23 protein-coding genes, 2 tRNA genes and 1 riboswitch are annotated in these 18287 nt (G+C 35.0%); of the genes, 21 read left to right on the top strand and 4 right to left on the bottom strand.

Annotated elements, in window-relative coordinates; all coding sequences use genetic code 11:
• Positions 1–292 precede the first annotated feature (292 nt).
• From AC1VAQ_RS16830 to AC1VAQ_RS16865, 8 genes are all read left to right on the top strand, one after another.
• Positions 293–376: transfer RNA gene (locus AC1VAQ_RS16830), tRNA-Leu, on the top strand.
• A 35-nt stretch (positions 377–411) separates the two neighbouring features.
• Positions 412–497 (top strand) — tRNA-Ser (locus AC1VAQ_RS16835).
• Positions 498–772: 275 nt separating this feature from the next.
• Entirely contained in the window at positions 773–2194 is a 1422-nt protein-coding gene (locus tag AC1VAQ_RS16840) for a TraB/GumN family protein (protein ID WP_479904223.1), read from the top strand.
• Between the two features lie 92 nt (positions 2195–2286).
• A riboswitch (TPP riboswitch) is annotated at positions 2287–2393 on the top strand.
• A gap of 366 nt (positions 2394–2759) precedes the next feature.
• Positions 2760–3587, top strand: coding sequence for a hydroxyethylthiazole kinase (gene thiM, locus AC1VAQ_RS16845; protein WP_302598959.1), 828 nt, complete (start codon positions 2760–2762; stop codon positions 3585–3587).
• 58 nt (positions 3588–3645) lie between these two features.
• Positions 3646–4323, top strand: coding sequence for a thiamine phosphate synthase (gene thiE / locus AC1VAQ_RS16850; protein ID WP_334306964.1), 678 nt, complete (start codon positions 3646–3648; stop codon positions 4321–4323).
• Positions 4317–4982: an HAD family hydrolase gene (locus AC1VAQ_RS16855; RefSeq protein WP_302598956.1), complete on the top strand. Its 666-nt coding sequence runs from the start codon at positions 4317–4319 to the stop codon at positions 4980–4982. The genes thiE and AC1VAQ_RS16855 overlap by 7 nt, the downstream gene beginning before the upstream one ends.
• Entirely contained in the window at positions 4979–5761 is a 783-nt protein-coding gene (gene thiD / locus AC1VAQ_RS16860; RefSeq protein WP_302598955.1) for a bifunctional hydroxymethylpyrimidine kinase/phosphomethylpyrimidine kinase, read from the top strand. Before AC1VAQ_RS16855 ends, thiD begins: the two co-directional genes overlap by 4 nt.
• Before the next feature lie 340 nt (positions 5762–6101).
• Complete coding sequence (locus tag AC1VAQ_RS16865; RefSeq protein WP_302598954.1) at positions 6102–6611, top strand: DUF6143 family protein; 510 nt, start codon at positions 6102–6104, stop codon at positions 6609–6611.
• 62 nt (positions 6612–6673) lie between these two features.
• On the opposite strand, the gene AC1VAQ_RS16870 is transcribed toward AC1VAQ_RS16865, so the two are convergent.
• Positions 6674–7021, bottom strand: coding sequence for a cytochrome b5-like heme/steroid binding domain-containing protein (locus AC1VAQ_RS16870; RefSeq protein WP_479904224.1), 348 nt, complete (start codon positions 7019–7021; stop codon positions 6674–6676).
• Between the two features lie 378 nt (positions 7022–7399).
• Here AC1VAQ_RS16870 and AC1VAQ_RS16875 point away from each other — a divergent pair, with 378 nt between their 5' ends.
• From AC1VAQ_RS16875 to AC1VAQ_RS16890, 4 genes are all read left to right on the top strand, one after another.
• Positions 7400–7714, top strand: coding sequence for a zinc ribbon domain-containing protein (locus tag AC1VAQ_RS16875; protein ID WP_302598952.1), 315 nt, complete (start codon positions 7400–7402; stop codon positions 7712–7714).
• 218 nt (positions 7715–7932) lie between these two features.
• The gene (locus AC1VAQ_RS16880; RefSeq protein WP_334307062.1) at positions 7933–8118 is read left to right on the top strand and encodes a hypothetical protein; all 186 of its coding nucleotides are present in this window, start codon (positions 7933–7935) and stop codon (positions 8116–8118) included.
• A gap of 49 nt (positions 8119–8167) precedes the next feature.
• On the top strand, positions 8168–8707 hold the full coding sequence (locus tag AC1VAQ_RS16885) for an RIO1 family regulatory kinase/ATPase domain-containing protein (RefSeq protein WP_302598951.1): 540 nt from the start codon (positions 8168–8170) through the stop codon (positions 8705–8707).
• 175 nt (positions 8708–8882) lie between these two features.
• Positions 8883–9347, top strand: coding sequence for a GyrI-like domain-containing protein (locus AC1VAQ_RS16890; protein ID WP_302598949.1), 465 nt, complete (start codon positions 8883–8885; stop codon positions 9345–9347).
• A 60-nt stretch (positions 9348–9407) separates the two neighbouring features.
• Here AC1VAQ_RS16890 and AC1VAQ_RS16895 read toward each other — a convergent pair whose 3' ends face one another.
• The 3 genes from AC1VAQ_RS16895 to pdxR all read right to left on the bottom strand — a co-directional run bounded on the left by AC1VAQ_RS16895 (position 9408) and on the right by pdxR (position 11557).
• Entirely contained in the window at positions 9408–9854 is a 447-nt protein-coding gene (locus AC1VAQ_RS16895; RefSeq protein WP_302598948.1) for a DUF6773 family protein, read from the bottom strand.
• Positions 9838–10053: a helix-turn-helix transcriptional regulator gene (locus tag AC1VAQ_RS16900; protein WP_302598947.1), complete on the bottom strand. Its 216-nt coding sequence runs from the start codon at positions 10051–10053 to the stop codon at positions 9838–9840. The genes AC1VAQ_RS16895 and AC1VAQ_RS16900 overlap by 17 nt, the downstream gene beginning before the upstream one ends.
• Before the next feature lie 100 nt (positions 10054–10153).
• Positions 10154–11557 carry a MocR-like pyridoxine biosynthesis transcription factor PdxR gene (gene pdxR, locus AC1VAQ_RS16905; RefSeq protein ID WP_302598946.1) on the bottom strand — a complete coding sequence of 468 codons (1404 nt, stop codon included), beginning with the start codon at positions 11555–11557 and terminating at the stop codon, positions 10154–10156.
• Between the two features lie 210 nt (positions 11558–11767).
• Here pdxR and AC1VAQ_RS16910 point away from each other — a divergent pair, with 210 nt between their 5' ends.
• The 9 genes from AC1VAQ_RS16910 (at position 11768) to AC1VAQ_RS16950 (ending at position 18172) form a co-directional block, all read left to right on the top strand.
• On the top strand, positions 11768–12619 hold the full coding sequence (locus tag AC1VAQ_RS16910) for a pyridoxamine kinase (protein ID WP_302598945.1): 852 nt from the start codon (positions 11768–11770) through the stop codon (positions 12617–12619).
• On the top strand, positions 12606–13160 hold the full coding sequence (locus AC1VAQ_RS16915) for a TIGR04002 family protein (protein WP_302598944.1): 555 nt from the start codon (positions 12606–12608) through the stop codon (positions 13158–13160). The genes AC1VAQ_RS16910 and AC1VAQ_RS16915 overlap by 14 nt, the downstream gene beginning before the upstream one ends.
• On the top strand, positions 13157–13765 hold the full coding sequence (locus AC1VAQ_RS16920) for a TIGR04100 family radical SAM protein (protein WP_330697596.1): 609 nt from the start codon (positions 13157–13159) through the stop codon (positions 13763–13765). The genes AC1VAQ_RS16915 and AC1VAQ_RS16920 overlap by 4 nt, the downstream gene beginning before the upstream one ends.
• Before the next feature lie 117 nt (positions 13766–13882).
• The gene (locus tag AC1VAQ_RS16925; RefSeq protein WP_302598943.1) at positions 13883–14590 is read left to right on the top strand and encodes an MgtC/SapB family protein; all 708 of its coding nucleotides are present in this window, start codon (positions 13883–13885) and stop codon (positions 14588–14590) included.
• Positions 14591–14911: 321 nt separating this feature from the next.
• A complete protein-coding gene (locus tag AC1VAQ_RS16930; protein WP_303244191.1) occupies positions 14912–15928 on the top strand; it encodes a type II secretion system F family protein in 1017 nt (338 codons plus the stop codon).
• Positions 15929–15989: 61 nt separating this feature from the next.
• On the top strand, positions 15990–16475 hold the full coding sequence (locus tag AC1VAQ_RS16935; protein ID WP_303244190.1) for a DUF4860 domain-containing protein: 486 nt from the start codon (positions 15990–15992) through the stop codon (positions 16473–16475).
• Complete coding sequence (locus tag AC1VAQ_RS16940; RefSeq protein ID WP_303244189.1) at positions 16465–16911, top strand: hypothetical protein; 447 nt, start codon at positions 16465–16467, stop codon at positions 16909–16911. The genes AC1VAQ_RS16935 and AC1VAQ_RS16940 overlap by 11 nt, the downstream gene beginning before the upstream one ends.
• 33 nt (positions 16912–16944) lie before the next feature.
• Positions 16945–17397, top strand: a complete 453-nt coding sequence (locus AC1VAQ_RS16945) for a hypothetical protein (RefSeq protein WP_302600110.1) — start codon at positions 16945–16947, stop codon at positions 17395–17397.
• A gap of 85 nt (positions 17398–17482) precedes the next feature.
• On the top strand, positions 17483–18172 hold the full coding sequence (locus AC1VAQ_RS16950) for an MgtC/SapB family protein (protein WP_303244192.1): 690 nt from the start codon (positions 17483–17485) through the stop codon (positions 18170–18172).
• Positions 18173–18287: the final 115 nt, after the last annotated feature.

Raw genomic sequence — 18287 nt, forward strand, 5'->3', positions numbered from 1 at the left:
TCTATTTCTAGACTAGTAAAATACTATGGAAAAGTTAATTGTCTACAGCCTGAAGTGCGTAAAAGATAATATTTTACACACTTTGTTTATTTCTACAAGTATCAAAATAACATATATTAAATTGCTTATTGCAAAAAACAAATAAGTATAATATTTAAAGTGGATTTTTTTCAGGCAGATTGCCTATATAGAATAAGATAAATATATGTAATAAATTTTTTTAAAAAAGGTATTGACTTAGGTCAAAATATATAATATACTAAGTGAGCAGTAGCGGTTGAGCAAGTATCGTGCCCGAGTGGCGGAACTGGCAGACGCACAGGACTTAAAATCCTGCGAGCTAACCCTCGTACCGGTTCGATTCCGGTCTCGGGCATATTTATTCAGCCTGCTGCATAAATAATTTAATAAGCAGAGATGGTCGAGTTGGTTTAAGGCACCGGTCTTGAAAACCGGCGAGGGTAACACCTCCCTGGGTTCGAATCCCAGTCTCTGCGTTAGATAAGGAAGAGGTCATTCGTTTGAATGACCTCTTTTTTGCGTTAGCATAGAGAAACCAACTAAAACCTTGAAATATATATGTACGTAAATTGCTTTCTCTCAATGATTTCACATTACTAAAAGTTATGAATAACTAAAATTTATAAATGTGAAATCTACAATAAATATGTAATTTAAATATTCCATTAATTTGTATTTGTTTTGAATAGGTAGTGCTATAATAAATGAGACGAATATTAATAATAGGGACTAAAAATAGGGTGGTGTTGAAATGGTTAGAGTCTTGTATGAGTGGAAGAACAATGTAAGGAAGCTCTGTGCAGTGATGTTAGTTGGCATAATGTGTGTAGCACCAGTTATGGCACAGGAACAGGTAAGTAATGATTATCCTAGCGCATGGGCTATGGAAGCGGTCATGGAGGGACAGAATTATGGCATATATCCTTTGACTTGGCATGAGAATTTTAAGGCTAAGATTACTAAGGCGCAGATTGCTACGTTGAAAAAGGGAATTAGTGAGAAGATACAGAGCATAAGTGGGGTAAAATTAAAAGAAAATGCTATAGATGAACAGGTTAAGGGTAATACAAGAGGAGAAGTTTTAAGAGGGTTATTTTTAGTACTTAAGAATTATGAGTACCCAGTAGACTTAGGATTAGATGAAATAGATGCTATAGAATTTATGCAAAAAAACAATATTTTATCCGGAAATACTAAGGATTTTAAATTAAATAGGGTATGTACTATAGAAGAAGCTATTGTATTTGGCACACGTATTACAGATTGGGTATATAATCAATTGGATGCAGGGAGCAAAGGTTACTTTTGGAAAGTAGAAGGCGGAAAAAATGATGTATATCTATTTGGTTCTATCCATGCAGCGGATGCTAGATTGTATCCTTTTGCTCAAGAGATATTAGAGGCCTATGATACGGCTGATGTGATTGGATTTGAAATTGATACATCAGATGAAGCAGATTATAATAAATTTGCTAATTTAGCACTTTATGATGATGGTTCTTCATTAAAGGATCATGTTTCAGAGGAAACATATGATTTATTGTTATCATGCAAAGAAGCGATAGGCTTAACAGAAACACAGCTTAATAAATTTAAGGTCTGGTATTTGAGTAATTATGTATCTACTTTAAGTTTAAGTGATATAAGAGAAGTTGAAGAGTCGCAAGAAGCTGTAGAGTATGGCATTGATAATTATTTCTTTTATAAGGCGTATTATGATGATAAGGAGATTTATCCGTTAGAGAGCTATGAGATACAGGCAAAAATGTTTGATAGTTTTTCTGATGAATTGCAGGAATACTTACTGTTAGGAAATTTATATAATTTGTTATATAGTGAGGATTCAAGTGAAGCTTTAAGTGAAGAAGAGATTAAAGCAATGAATGATCAATGGTTAACGTTAATGAAGGCTGGAGATATTGAAGGATTTAAGGTATATTATGATACAAGTAATGTTGATTTAGGAAATGAAGTGTTAACTAAGGAATACATAGATAAATTACTCACAAATCGTGATGCAAAGATGGCAGAAAAAATTGAGGGGTGCTTAAATAATGAGACTGGAAACACATATTTTATAATAGTGGGGGCAGCGCATTACATTAGTGCACGAGATAATAGTGTAATTGATCAATTAAAAGCAAAGGGATATACTGTAACACAAATTAAATAGTGGTCTTTGTTTTGAGATAAAGACAAGTAGTGATATAATAAAGAAAGAGTCTGGAAGAATATAAATAGACTTAAAGTAAGAGATTAAAAAGCTAAGATAGTGGAGGGAGCCTGTGAGGCAGGCTGAGAGGAAGTTGACAGCTTCGACCTATGACCTGATTTGGATAATGCCAACGTAGGGAACATTATGAAATTAAAGGGGTAATTTTATCCTAAAATAGTTTTACTATTTTTTAATAGAGTAATAGTTACGTGGTTAAATAAATGAGGAAATAAGGAGCTGTTGTACTAACTTAGTATAAAGCTCCTTTTTCTATATAAAAATTTCTATATAAGAATTTCTATACAAAAGTTTTTTGTGCAAAAGTGTAATTTTAAATTACGGGCCAAACGTCTTTATATTTAAAATACAAATAAATGTTATATAATTAACTGTATTATTTAATCAGAGAGGCACTTTGCAAAAAAATTATTGGCACATGAATAGATTAAGTTTGAAGTGGCAATTAATTTACATTGAATATGAAGTAAACGTTAATGGATATTAGGAAAGGGAGATTAAAATAATGGAATTAAACAGTATTGTTAGAAATATACGTGAAAATGGCGCTTTGGTGCATTGCATTACAAATTATGTAACGGTCAATGATTGTGCCAATATTGTATTAGCCAGTGGTGGCTCCCCTATTATGGCGGATGATGTTTTGGAGGTTGAAGATATTACAAGTATGTGTCACGCATTGGTAATTAATATTGGGACCTTAAATATAAGGACGATAGATTCTATGATTAGAGCAGGACGCAGAGCGAATCATCTAGGTCATCCGGTTATTTTAGATCCAGTAGGAATAGGTGCTTCGGAGCTTAGAATGCAGACGGTTCTTCAACTTTTACAGGAAGTAAAAGTTTCTGTTATTCGAGGCAATATATCTGAGATTAAAGCAATCTATGAAGGCTCAGGTGTAACACAAGGTGTGGATGCAGTAGGGGAAGATAAAATAAATGAAGAAAATCTAGACCAGGCCATTATGTTAGCAAAGAGTTTAAGTAGAAGATTAAATGCAGTCATTGCAATTACGGGCATGATTGATATAGTTGCACAAGGCGATATGGCATATGTTATTCGTAATGGGCATAGTATGATGTCTAGGATTACTGGAACAGGATGTATGTTAACAAGTGTTATTGGAAGTTACTGTGGTGCAAATCAAGATAACATATTAGAAGCAACAGCTGCTGCAGTAAGTGCAATGGGGCTTTGCGGTGAACTTGCTTATAATAAAGTTCAAGTAAATGGTGAAGGGACTGGAAGCTTTAAGGTATACTTAATGGATTACATGAGCCTAATAGATGGAGAGATTTTAGCTAAAGGCGCAAGAATACAGCTGCGCTAAGTCTTACAAAGGGTATCTGGTAAAATCAATAACGCATAAAGAACTAAGGAAGAGGGTAATGAAGATGGAAAATAAATTAAATATAGACCAGGCGGCTATGTGTTTATATGCTGTAACAGATAGAAGTTGGTTAAATGGTAAAGCATTAGAGGAACAGGTTGAAGCAGCATTAAAAGGTGGCATTACTTGCTTGCAACTTAGAGAAAAGGATTTAGATGAAGAGGCGTTTATTGAAGAAGCTAAGAAAATTAAAAAACTAACAGATGCTTATAAGGTACCTTTTATTATTAATGATAATGTAAATGTTGCTTTGGCGGTAGATGCAGATGGCGTACATGTGGGGCAAAAGGATATGGCAGCACAAGACGTAAGGACAAAACTTGGCCCAGATAAGATATTGGGTGTATCAGCACAAACAGTAGAACAGGCCATAAGTGCACAAGAAGCGGGGGCGGATTATATTGGTGTTGGTGCAATGTTTACGACTTCTACTAAAAAGGATGCTAATGCAACTTCACGTGAGACACTTAAAGAAATTCGCAAAAATGTACATATTCCAATTGTAGCAATTGGTGGTATTAATAAAGAAAATCTCATGGAGTTAGCAGGCTATGGTGCGGATGGCATTGCCGTAGTATCAGCTATCTTCGCACAAGAAAATATTGAGGAGGCTACTAGAGTACTGAAGGAATTGAGTAAAGAGATGGTAAAAGTTAAGGAGAGTGAAAAATGCTAAAAGTGAATAGGCCTGAAATAAAGGGCATTATTTTTGATATGGATGGGACATTACTGGATTCTATGCCAACTTGGCGTGGCATTGGCGGAACTTTATTAAAGAATAATGGGATTCAGCCACCAGAAGATATTAATGATCGTTTAAAGGAATTAAGCTTTATAGATACAGCACATTATTTTAGAAGTGATTTAGGTTTACAAATGTCCGTAGAGGATATTGTAGCTGGCATTAATGATTTGATGCGCCGGGCTTATGCTGAGACGGTACCTTTAAAGAAAGGGACAAAGGAAGTCTTGGAACGCTTAAGAAATAAGGGCTATAAAATGAGCATTGCTACAGCGACAGATAGAGAATTGGCGTTAATAGGGCTTAAGAGACTAGGCATTTTAGATTATTTTGAAGTGGTAGTTAGTTGTGGGGATATTGGACACTGGAAAGATGAACCGGCTATTTATAAAGAAGCTACTAAGATGATGGGCTTAAATGAAGATGAAGTGGTCATTGTAGAAGATGCGGGATATTGTGTAAAAACAGCTAAAGAAGCAGGCTTTAAAGTGTTAGGTATTTATGATTCAGAAGCAGAGTTAGAGGCTGAGATGATTAAAGAATTATGTGATTATTATATGCTAGAGATTACTGAGATGGAGGAATGGCTATGAGAAAGGTTGTGACAATAGCAGGTTCAGATTGCAGTGGTGGTGCGGGTATTCAGGCAGATATTAAGACAATCACTGCTCATAAGATGTATGCCATGAGTGCGATTACAGCATTAACAGCTCAAAATACAACAGGTGTGTATGGTGTACAAGAGGTAACACCGGATTTTGTAGGGCAGCAGATAGATTGTATTGTAAATGATATTAGACCTGATGCTGTAAAAATAGGGATGATTTCTTCTAAGGAGATTATGGAAGTAATTGCAGCAAAGATTGAGGAATATAAGCTTGAAAATATTGTGTTAGACCCAGTTATGATTTCTACGAGTGGGAGCAAGTTAATGAGTGATGATGCCATTGAAACGCTTTGTAAAAAGGTGATGCCCAAAGCAACGCTTATTACACCGAACTTACATGAGGCAGCGTGTTTAGCTGGATTTGAAATACATACAAAAGATGATATGGTAACAGCCGCTCAGAAGATAGAAACTTTCTTTAAGGGGGATATTCTAATTAAAGGAGGACATTTAGAGGAGACCGCTGATGACTTACTTTATATAAAAGGCGAATGCATTTGGTTAGAAGGTAAGAAAATAAATAATCCTAATACACATGGTACTGGGTGTACGCTTTCGTCTGCTATTGCATGTAACTTAGCTGAGGGGCATAGCATGAAGGTAAGTGTAGAGAATGCTAAGGCTTATGTAACAGGTGCCATTACAGCAAATCTAGATTTAGGAAAAGGTAGTGGCCCATTAAATCATTGCTATAGCATGGCGTAGAAAGTGTGACTTTAGTCACTCTATTTTGTACATAATGTAAAGTCGTAAGGAGAGAATTTTAGCAGTTTTAATGTAAAAGTTTAAGATGATATTGAAATAGGGACAAATTAGTGCAAAATAGTGGGGTAGGATTGTTTTACATGGACAGTCAAAAGTCCATATAAATATACAAAGGTAGTCATAGTTTATGAGCGCAAGTAATAAATTAATATATAGGTACAATCAAAATTGTACTAGGGGGAAAAATAGTTATTGTATGTGAAAATTACGTTAGAGGAGATGAAAATATAGTGTATTGCAGAAGTCGATAATAAAATAGGCTTAGTTAGGGGGAAATAAAATGAGAGAACAAAATCTTGGTCCAATTAATGAAGGGTATGAAGCAAATAAGGTATATGAATATTTTTTGGGGGCTACGCCAGATCTTAACTTTGCTAATAATGTGGTGATTGGCTTAAGTAATCCAATTAATTCAGGGGTTAATCTATGTTTGGATGCGGCAATAATATGTAATCTATCAAAAGAGTTATGTCGTATAGAAATATGTAATGCTTACCGTACTTTGGATAACTTAGAAAAGGTAGAACGTATTTCAATGGCAAATCTCAATTGTAATCCTTGTGGTGTACCTAAAGGTGGAATATTCTTTGGGATGAATCAGAAGCCTCCTAAGGAAACAAGTTGGTGTACAACAACTGTAAAAGAGTATGAGACTTTGAGCATAAAGGAAGATGGCATAATAATTGTGGCACCGGGAACAAGCCACTATTATGTAATTACATCATTAGTAGGACTTAAGAAACCAACAATTAATATGAGTTTTAAATGGTGGGAAGAAAAAATAGAGTAAGTTTTAAAATAAACGGTAATTCACTTGTGTTAGGGGTGAATTACCATTTATTTTTTAGAGATTTAGTCTTGGTCTTCTGTGTTTGAGGATGAGGGAGCTGTAGATGGATAAATGATGTGGCCTACGATAGGAACTTTTTGTGCCATTTCAATAAGATTATTACTATGATAAATGGTAAACTGAGTAGAGTAGTCATGACCTGGGATAAGAGAGAAATGTGTGCCGGTAGCCCATGCACCGCTATTTGAGATATCAAAGACAATGCCATTAGCAGAAACATAAGCAGGTGAACCATTTTGTCCATTATAGTAAGTTTCTAATTCGTAAAGAGTGAACACGCGAGGCGGGATAGTCAAGGTAGGGCCTAGTATTTGAGCTATAGCTTTAGTATCATCTAAATAGGCCCCCATTTCATCAAGATTATTAAGTGAAAAGGGAGAATGCATATAATTACACTTAGGAAACATGGATAGGATCCTTTCTAAAAGTTAAACTCTATATAGTTTATTAAAAGAAGGGAAAATGTATGAGAGGACCATGTGAAATATATATGTTACATGATATAATTGTATAAAATTCTGTCAATTGGGCGGTGTTAGCATGGGAGTTGAGTAAGTACAGGGATTAAAAGAACGTTTAAATGAAAATATAAGTAGGGTTATCGTAACCGGTAGCAAAACCTATAAAAATAACGCGATTATTTTTGCTTAAATTCATCCAATGTATTACACATTATATACAAGTTAGGGGAATAGTAATATATATGTATAAATGCTTTGGAGGCAAATATGAAACTCTGTTCTAAGTGTAATTTTAATAACCAAGATCCAGCTAGATATTGTCAGCATTGTGGAGCCTTATTAGAAACCAAACGTAGTTTAATGGATAGAATAAGGAACAGGAAGTTTAGAAGTGAAGATAAAAATGTTTCTGCTATACCAGTGACAGGTTTAGAATTCGTTAAGAATCAAGATAGAAATACTCGCTCCAAAGTTACCCAAGGCCACTCCTTAGAAGATGGTAGCTGGTTCTGCCCTTACTGCGGTCAGAAAAATAAGGTTTATCAATTTACATGTAGTAGTTGTTTAGAAGAGAGGCCATAAAATAGGGTGTTGCGAAGCTGGTTAAAGAGTTTCGTAACACCCTATTTATATTTTGAGGATTGGTATAATAATTTTGTTTGAATATTCTTTTAAATGTATTAAAATAAGAGTCATAAGTAATGGACAAAAACTAAAAAGGAGCAGTTTAAAATGAAAATATTCCTTATGGTTCACCAGCAGTATCTTTAAGTAATGCAGTACAAGGCACTGCTTATGGTGTGAATAGATATAGTGGGCCTAAACAACCGATTTTTATTAGAAATATGCATAGGTATAGATTTGAATTCTATGTACTAGATTGTTTCTTAGACTTAGATGGTAGAGCCAAAAAAAGTGATTTACTGAAAGCTATGAAAGGGCATATTATTCAAAAGGGCGATATTACTGGTAAATATAAGCGATGAATGGGCTGAATAAATGAATGTGAGGCGTGTAGCCATTAGGAGGAAGTAGATGCAGGTAAATGGGATAGAATATAGTGTTGAAAAACTATTAGGCAAAGGAAAGGGTGGGTACTCTTATCTTGTGTCAGATGGCATAAAGCAATATGTATTAAAGCAGATTCATCATGAACCATGTGACTATTATCAATTTGGCAATAAGATTGAGGCTGAGATTAATGATTATAAGAGACTGAAATCTATAGGCATAAAGATGCCTAAAATGTTAGCGGTAGATATTGAAAATGAACGTATTTTAAAGGAATACATAGAGGGAGATACCATATATGATTTAGTGCTTCAGGATAAAATGAAAGAAATATATATTAAGGAAGTACGTGCTATGTGTGCATTACTTTATCTAGCTCATACTAATATTGATTACTTCCCTACGAATTTTATAGTACAGGATGAAGAGTTATTTTATATTGACTTTGAATGTAATGATTATATGGAAGAATGGAATTTTGAAAACTGGGGTATTAAATATTGGTCAAAAACACCCGAGTTTTTAAAATACGTAGAAGAACATAGGTATGGAGAAAATAACTAAAAAATTGCAATATACATGTAGGTAAATTGATTTCCCCCAATGATTTCACATGACTAAAAACTATGAATAACTAAATTTTATAAGTGTGAAATCTATATAAAGCTTGAAAGGGCTAGAAAAAGTCTAGAGAATATATGATTATCGAAAATTTTATGGGTGAAGAGGAGGAGCAAGTATGAAGCTTGAAAGATGCAAAAAAGAAGCTTTTGTTGTTATTGGAAAGGAAGGATCTACAAAAGAAGGTGAGGGATTTATTCAAAAACTGTGGGATGATGCCAATACAAATTTTAATGAAGTGGCTCATTTGGCAAAAAGGGATAATAGCGGCAATATTTTAGGTATATGGGGGGCAATGTCTGATTTTTCACGTTCGTTTAATCCGTGGGAAAATGACTTTAGCGAAGGATTGTATCTTGCAGGAGTTGAATGCAATGATAATACAGAGGCACCAAAAGGCTGGTCAAAGTGGGTTATACCTGGATATGAATATTTATATGTTGAAAATGAAGGGAGGAACACTTTTCCTAATGTGATTAAGTATTTACAAGAGAATGATATTCCACTTGTAGGAGCAGTACATGATTTTAATTGTCCACAAACAGGAAAAGGATATATGTTCTTCCCTATACGAAGATTGTGAGCCTATACGAAGATTGTGAGCCTATACGAAATTAAATGTTTTGGTAGATTTAGTCTGAAATTATTCAGATCTTTCTTCTAATGCTTGTTGTCTTTTTTTGCATAGTAGGCTAAGAAGCTGTAACAAAGTAAAGGTGACAATAAAAGTAGAAATAGCGGAAATAGAGGTACTAATAGTAGGGTTGCTCCAGCCATACTTAATACCTTGGATGAGATTAAAGACACCTACAAAAATACCAGCAATAAGACTTGTTATAAAATTTGTTTTGGCATTAGGTTTTAGTCTGCGATCCCATATACCATTACGTATACAAGCAAATAGTATGTAAAAAGAAAGCAGTAAAAGGATAATTGCTTCACCAGCTATTTGAAGTGGACTATCTAAGCCTATTAGTATTTGTATAAATATAGAAGCGAAGAGTGCCCAGAAGGCAAACCACATTCCATAGTGTTCAATTTTTAAAAGATGTTGTTCTTGCATTTCATCTAAATTATTTTTCTTCATCATTATCATCCTCCCAAAAAAGTTCATCTAAACTCTTATTTAATGCTCTACATATTGCACGACAAAGTTTAATAGTGGGGTTATAATCACCCTTCTCAATAGCATTCATTGTTTGACGAGAAACCCCAACAGTTTCAGCCAAGTCTTTTTGTGATAAATCTAATGCTGCACGAGCAGCTTTTATTTTAAGATTCTTAGGCATGGTGAATATCCTCCTTTGAGGTTATAGTAAACTATAAAAGAATAAATGTCAAATATAATTTACATTTTGTCGTGTGGATTTAATGGGACTATAAAATTTTTTAAAAATCAAAAAACTCTGCGAGGCATTGATTTAGGATTTTAAAACCTTCATGCATTTCATCAATGGTACAGGTTGCAAAGCTTAGACGAATGTAATCATCTTTTTCATGATCTAGGTGAGAGAAGAACATGGAAGATGGCAGGATAAGTAATCCTTTGTTATAGCATGCATGATAAAGCTTTTCTGATGAAATATGTGGAGGCAAGTGAATCCAGAAACATAATCCGCCTTCGGGTTTTTCAAATGTAATATCATATTTTTGAAGTTCTTCTAGGGCAGCAAGCATGTATTCATAGCGGCCGCGGTAGATTTCCTTCATGTAGTGAATATGCTCATCCCATTTATTATTGATGAAGTAAAGTTCTAGGGCACGTTGGATGAGGCCTGAAGCAGAAATATCAGTGGTTTGTTTGGTTTTGGTGAAGGCTTCAAGTAAAGCTTCAGGCATAATCATGAAGCCCATTCTAAGACCTGGCATGAGGAGTTTGGAGAAACTCTTGAGATAGATGACGCGGTCTTCTGTATCTAGGGATTTAAGGGTTAGTGGCATTTCGTGTCCATAAGAAAGTTCTAGCATAGAGTCTTCTTCTAGGATGAAGAAATCATATTGTTTGGCTAGATAAAGTAAACGATCCATTGTTTCCGGGCTATAGCAACGGGTTGTTGGATTTTGATAATTTGGCATGACATAGACTAACTTTGGTTTGCAGATACGCACCTTTTTTTCAAGTTCAATTAAGTTAATGCCTTCATTATTAAGATGAACAGGTACAATGCGACAACCCCTTGAGCGGAATACTTCTACGGCGCCATTGTAGGTTGGATTTTCTGTAATAACAGTATCCCCAGCGTGAAGTAAACTTTTAGCAATGATATCAATACCTTGTTGGGCACCAGAAACAATTTGAATTAGGTTAGCATTTGTATGGAGACCATAGGTAGTATTTAGAAATTCTGTGAGTGTTTCACGCAGCGGCATAAAGCCGTTAACTTCCTGGTAACCAAAGGCAAATCCTTTATCACGATCGATGGCCTCTACAATATATTCCTTAAATGTTTCTGTTGGAAAAATGCCAGGATGCGGTGAGGCACTAGCGAAGTTAATGAAGTTATGGGCATCATCAGGGGGTGCAAACATAGATTTTTGCTTGGCCATTTTTTTAGAAACGTAGAAACCACTACCTTGTTTGGAGGTAATGTACCCAGAAGCTTCTAGTTGTTTGTAAGCATTAATAACTGTAATATTATTCACACCAAGCTCCTTGGCGAAGCGGCGAATAGGTGGTAATTTGCTGCCATACTCAAGTTCTTGGTTGATAATGAGATTCTTAAGATAGTGGAAAAGCTGTGAATACAAGGGCTCAGTACTTTTGGAATCAAATTGTAACGGTACAATGGGCATGTTAAGAAAAACCTCCTTTTTTTATATTGACTGAATGTTATTCTTATGCAAGAATACAAATATTAACTTGCAAGGAATATAGAAATTGTTTCGATACAAAATTTTATTCGTATAATTAATCATTATTGTAGACTTTAGAATTACAAATGTAAAGTAGATTGAAATTTATTTTGAAAATATTCAAGCAAATGGAGACTTAGGGAGGTTCACATGAAAAGAGCGGCAATTATTAATGACTTATCAGGCATCGGTAGATGTTCCTTAAATGTGGCCATTGCCATATTAGCAACTTTAGAAGTGCAAACATGTCCGTTACCTACAGCAGTACTTTCAGCACAAACTGGTTTTGAAGGATTTTCTTTTTTGGATTTTACACCGCATATGAAAGAGTATTACACACATTGGGAAAAGTTAAATCACGAGTTTGATGCTATTTATTCGGGCTTTTTAGGGTCTAAGGAACAAGTAGAAATTTTATTAGACCTTGTACCAAGATTTAAGAAGGCACATACTTTAGTACTTATTGACCCTGTTATGGGGGATAATGGCAAGCTTTACCCAGTTTATGAAAACACATATCCAGAGGATATGAAACGTTTAGTAGCTTTAGCAGATGTTATTACGCCAAATATTACAGAGCTTAAGTTATTAATGGGGATTGATTTAAATCAGCAAATGACAAGAGAAGACCTAAGATTATATACAACAGATCAAATAAAATCACAGAAGCTAAAGGCACTAGGACCTAAGAAAATTATTATAACAGGCCTTATAGAAGAGGATGTGATGTATAACATAGGTATCGATGTAGAGAAAAATGAATGGTATGAAGTGAAAGTAGCTTATAATCATCGCTCTTATAGTGGAACAGGAGATATTTTTGCATCTATCTTATGTGGCTGTTTAACAAGAGGAGCAGACTTAAAGGCGAGTATAAAACTTGCCACTGAATTTATTAGCAAGGCGATTGCATATACTGAGCAGCAACCTAATTGGGATACGCGAGATGGTATTATGTATGAAGCTTTTTTAAAGGAGTTGAGAATCAATGAGACAATCTAATAAAACGAGACTATTAGTATTAACGGGACTACTTGCAGCACTTACCTTTATTGGTACACGAATCAGTATTCCTTTAGGTATTAATAACCGAATTGTTCATTTAGGTGATGCAGTTGTTTATTTAAGTGCTTGTCTATTGCCTATGCCATATGCTATGGCAAGTAGTGCTATAGGAGCAGGGCTTTCTGACTTTATGACACCAGGGTGTATGATATGGGTTATTCCAACGATGGTAATTAAACCATTACTAGTCACATTCTTTACTTCTAAACAGCACAAAATGATGTGTAAACGTAACATTATCGCTATCTTTTTAGCAGGAATTACAGGGCTTGTGGCTTATGCAATTGTTGAAGGTTTTATTTATGGAAGCTTTTTAACTGCGCTATTAGGTATACCAGCAGATGCACTTCAACCTATTGGTAGCGGCATACTTTTTGTTGGCTTAGCAGTTGCCTTCGATAAGATGAAGTTAAAGAATCGCTTGAACTTAAACAAAGACTTGAATGAAAGTAGGAAGTTAAAGGAGGAGCTTGTATGATTAAGAAAATGACGATACTTTATGAAGTACATGATGGGTTATATGTAAACTTAACAAATAAATGTCCATGTCGCTGCACATTCTGTCTTAGAGAAGAAGGAGATGGAGCATATGGTTCAGAAAGCTTATGGTTAGAGCATGACCCATCCTTAGAAGAAATCATTGCAGAGTTTGAAAAACGTAATTTAGATGACTATAGTCAAGTTGTATTTTGTGGTTACGGGGAGCCTCTTACAAGAATTGAAACGGTAGTAGAAGTTTGTAAATACATTCGCTCAAAGAGTAATATTAAAATCAGAGTAAATAGTAATGGTTTAGCGAACCTTATTCACAATAAACCCGTAGCGCATATGCTTAAGGGTTATATCGATTCAATCTCTATTAGTTTAAATGCACCTACAGCAGAAGAATATAATGCGGTGGTAAGACCACGTTTTGGGATTGGTTCATTTGATGCAATGCTTAAATTTGCTAAAGATGTGAAACAATATGTACCTGAAGTAACTTTAACGGTAGTAGATAGCATCGGACCAGAAGCTATTGAGGCATGTAGAAAAATTGCAGAAGGCATTGGGGTAAATTATAGAGTACGTGAATTTATCTAGCTTTGACTTTTAATAAATTAAGTGATATAATCTGAAAATAATAAAAAGTAGCAGACAATGAAGTCCAGTAAATACTCGATGAACTTGTCTGCTTTTTATTTTTAAGGAGGGGAGAATATGGGGGCTACTTATGAAGGGATAATGAGTTATTTAAGGGAGTTGAATTTTGTATCTATTGTCTTAAGGCTAACATTGGCCACTATATGTGCGGGTGTTATTGGGATTGAACGTGGGCGAAAGAGAAGGCCAGCAGGGTTTAGAACCCATATTTTAGTTTGTATGGGGGCGGCTCTTGTTATGATTACGAATCAGTATATGGTAGATGTCTTAGGCATGGATACGGACCCAAGTAGAATGGGCGCACAGGTTATTAGCGGTATAGGTTTTTTAGGTGCAGGGACCATTATTGTAGTTGGGCGAAATCAAGTAAAAGGGCTAACTACGGCAGCAGGTTTATGGGCCTGTGCATGTATGGGACTAGCTATAGGTATAGGATTTTATGAAGGTGCTATTATTGGTTGCGCATTTTTATTTGGCGTTATGACAGGTCTTCATAATATGGATAACTATGTACAAGCTAATTCTAAAGTTATGGAGATTTACGTAGAACTTGAGGATATGAGTACATTAACATCATTTTTGAGATATCTAAAAGAAAAAGGTGCCAAAGTATCTAATGTAGAGGTACAGAAAATTAAAAAAGGCGAGCGCCAACAAGTTGGCTCTATTATGACAGTGCGTTTACAGGAAAAATATAATCATGAAGAAGAATTAGTGGAGCTAAATAAAATAGAAGGTGTCCATTCAATAGAAGAAATTGCATAAATAAGCAGCCCTATACTATCTTGTAATAGAATACAAGAGTATAGGGCATTAATTATGTTGTGGCAGACATAATTGTTGGATAAGAAAGTTTCTCTCTCTAAAGCAGGATACATTTTTGTCCTATTAATAGGGTATGAGAATAGTGGACAAAATTATGCCAAAGTAGTACGAAATGTATAAATAAAAATTATGAAGTGCAGCACATAAAACCGAAGAATGGACATAGACTTAGGCATCTTAAACATAAATTTAGCATACAAACGAAGGAAAAGGCGTATTATACAAAGTAGCGAATACGTACCTCAAAGGGGAGGGGTTGGAGTGAGAGATTCAGAGCTTGCAACTTTTTGTAAGGAACTTGCCATTATGGTACGTGCTGGAATGACCTTAGAGGAGACCATTGAGTTTATGGAGCAAGACAGTGAGGAGGATTATACCCAGCAAGTTATTAAAAAGATTAAAGTAGGATTAAGGGATGGTAAGTCAATTGATAAGGCACTACAAAATACACAGGAATTTCCCGTGTATATACTTCGTATGATAAAGATTGGTCTTTTGGCAAATCGTTTAGGTGAAGTTTTGGAGGTTTTATCAAAGACTTATTTAAGAGAAGCTAGATTGAAGGAGAATTTAAAGCGTGCTTTGAACTATCCTGTTTATTTAGGAAGTGTGCTTTGTATAGTAATGATATTTCTAGTGATTAAAGTAATGCCTATTTTTGATGGGGTGTTTATAACCTGGACGGGTGAATTAGTTCAAGCGGCTAAGGGATTTATGAAGTTGGGAAAGTGGGTAGGATATTGTACAATTGGTATTTTTGTAGGAATGATTACCTTCATTATAGTAGGCGCTTTAATGATAAAAACTAAAAGAGGTCGGGAAATAGGAATACGTGTTTTAGGATGTACTAATATTTCAGAGCGAATAGATACTGCACGCTTTGCGCGGGTGATGGGAATCGTGTTAAAGGGCGGATTTAACTTAGAGGAGAGTTTGCAGAAGAGTTTATTAGTGGTTGAGAATAAAACAGTACAGCAACGCATAAAAAAATGTATTCAAATGGTAGCTGAAAGGAAAGCTTTTGAGAATGCGTTAGTAGAAAGTAAAATTTTTTCAAGGGTTACGACGCGGTTAGTTGTAAGCGGCTTTGCTAATGGTCAATTACAAGAGGTTATGAAGCAGGTAGGTGAAGAAAGTGAAAGAAATGTTCAATACGCTTTAGAAAATAAAGTGTGGACTATTGAAACGATTTCGATAGGTGTTACTTCAGTGATTATTGGGAGTGTTTTAGTAACAGTTATGTTATCACTCATGAGTATTATTATTGCCTTGATTTAATGGGATTAATTTAGGAGGAGTGCTTGTAGTCTTATGAGGATAAGATTAAGGGGAGATTACCATGAAAAAGTTAGCCAGCATAGGCACACTAATTTTGCTATTTATATTTTTAGGTAGTGCCACAATGCTTGTCATACTAGGAGTAACTGCTTATCAGGGTATTGCTAAATCCAGCCAAGAGCAGACTAATATACGGACCTCGATAAAGTATTTAGCAGATCATATACGTGAATTTGATTGTAAGGATGGAATAAGTATCAAAAATGTACAGGGAACGGATGTTTTAGTTTATACGGAAAAGATAGGGCAAGATACATATGAAACCTGGATTTATGGTTATAAGGGAAATTTGTGTGAGATTAGTAAGCGTAAGGTTGGGGACTTCAAGTTAAGAGAAGGAAATGTGATTGCACAGATAAATGTTTTAAGTATGGGTATAGTGGCATCTAATTTGATTAAGGTTAAAGTAAAAGATGAAGGCGGCTTGGAGCATACCTATGTCTTAGCGTTAAGAAGTAATGAGAAGGCGGTGCAATATGAAGATTAAGAAGAAAAACATATTGGGAAGACACAGTGCCTACTTAACAGAAAATATCATTATGTTATTTGTACTGCTAGTGATTGTGAGTGTAAGTTTAGTAAGTTTTATGAAGGTACAGAAGCTAGAAATAGAAGGACAGGAGCAGTTAATGGCAAATGTAACGGCGCAAAATCTTATAGAATATGGTAAAGCAACGCATATATGCTATAGCGGTATACTTATGAATCTTGGAGCGGAGCAGATAGGTGAAAAATATTATTTTTATTATGATAGTGATTGGAAACAGATAAAGGAAATTTGGCAGTGCACTTATATAGAAGAAGTTGTTGTCAAAGAAGAGCAGTTAGCAAGTGGCATACTTAAGAGGCTTCAAGTAAATGTTTATAAAAATCAGGTAGATGAAGGACATATCATTTATAGTTTATCGGCGAGGGCATATTAAGTAGGTTTAAATAGAGGTAGAAAGGAAAATGAAATGATGAAGGAAGATGACAGAGAGCCTTTAAGTATGGGAGGCGCATCTATTATTATCATATTTACTGCATTTGTGATGAGTGTCATTATAGTCTTCATGGTCTTATCAGCATATCAGGTCTATAAAACGAATCAAGAATATGTTGCACATACGCAGGCATACTATGTGGCAGATGGTGCAGCAACTATTAAGCGAGCCTTGATTGAGGAACGGTTATATAAACTTTATCATTCAAAGGCAGAATTAACATATGATACGTCGCATATTATAAGAGTCATAAAAGATATTAAAGGGATAGAAATTATTAATCAGGATGAAAAAACAGTATGCATCCAGTATGAGGAGCCGATTAATGTAGAAGAAACATTAGTCATACAATTAACGACGAAAGAAATGGCGGGTGGCTTAGATATAAGGCGTTTTACACAGATACAGAAGTGGGAGGTGGAATAGATAAACTTGTAAAGATTTTGACTTCATTTTAATACTATAAAGTAGGACTTATAAATTTATAATAGGGTGAGTCAAAGTGAAAGAGATGATGGCATATTTAAGAGATGTGAATACGATATCTATTATGCTAAGAATGATATTAGCTATGTTATTTGCAGGATTAATAGGTGTTGAACGTGGTAGAAAGAGAAGGCCCGCAGGGTTTAGAACGCATATATTAGTCTGCGTGGGTGCAACATTAATTATGATAACAAGTCAGTATATGGTAGATATTATGGGAATAGAAATGGATATTAGTAGAATGGGGGCACAAGTCGTTAGTGGTATAGGTTTTTTAGGTGTGGGTACAATTATTGTAGTAGGTAGAAATCAAGTCAAGGGGCTTACAACAGCAGCGGGATTGTGGGTTTGTGCATGCATGGGATTAGCAATAGGCATTGGATTTTATGAGGGTGCTGTTATTACCTGCATATTTGTAATGGGTATTATGAGCGGCTTACAAAGACTTGATAAATATGTACAAAGTCATTCTAAAGTTATTAATATTTATGTAGAAGTAGAAGATATGAATGCACTCACTAATTTACTGCGTTATTTAAAAAATGAAGAAGTGGTTGTTTCAGACCTAGAAGTTCAGCGTATCAGTAGCATAGAAGGTATGCAGGAGATGAGTGCAATGATGACACTGACTTTATGTCAGAGATGCCCTCATAAGGTAACGTTAGGTGAATTAGATAAACTAGAAGGCATTAAGTTTTTGGAAGAAATTTTTTAGAAGTGTTTAATCACCTATAAAAATAGGCTATCATATAAGAAATGAATTAGATGATGAAACAAAAAGATACTATTAAATTTTCAACAAGAGATATAAGGGTGCATGCATTTATTAG

Source organism: Cellulosilyticum sp. (assembly GCF_982396655.1).